The sequence below is a fragment of the Thermococcus sp. 21S7 genome, assembly GCF_012027615.1.
GTDB lineage: Archaea > Methanobacteriota_B > Thermococci > Thermococcales > Thermococcaceae > Thermococcus.
Genome location: NZ_SNUT01000021.1, coordinates 1 through 456, shown reverse-complemented (window position 1 = coordinate 456; position 456 = coordinate 1). Strand labels below are relative to the sequence as shown.

1 protein-coding gene is annotated in these 456 nt (G+C 50.7%); it reads left to right on the top strand.

Translation table 11 applies throughout. From position 1 onward, the window contains the following. On the top strand, window positions 1–409 hold a 409-nt coding region (locus tag E3E51_RS12935; RefSeq protein ID WP_167913521.1), incomplete at its 5' end, for a YfcE family phosphodiesterase. Window positions 410–456: the final 47 nt, after the last annotated feature.

The following is a 456-nucleotide window of genomic DNA, read 5'->3' as shown; positions in this document are numbered from 1 at the left end:
AACTCCGGATTTGATACTCCACACGGGAGACGTTACGTCCCATGAACTCCTGGAGAGGCTTGAGGATTTCGCGCCGGTTATAGCAGTTCGCGGCAACGCCGACCACCTCAACCTTCCAGAGGAGAAGCTAATCGATGTAGAGGGCGTGAGTATCGGTCTCCTCCACGGTCATCAGTTTTTCTCGCTCAACGCTCAGTTTTTGACGCTTAAGGCACTGGACATGGGTGTGGACGTTCTAATTTTCGGTCACACCCATCGCTTTTACCACGATACATACTCTGTCCACGGGAAAAGAGTGGTTCTTCTCAACCCCGGCTCGCCAACGTTTCCGAGGATGGATTCCGCAGGTTTTGCATTTTTGCGGGTCAGCGACGAAGGCGTTAGAGTCGAAAGAATACGTTTCTGGTGAGGGTTTAAAACTTTCAGAAAAGCTAAGGAAGGAAAAGAAAGGCCATC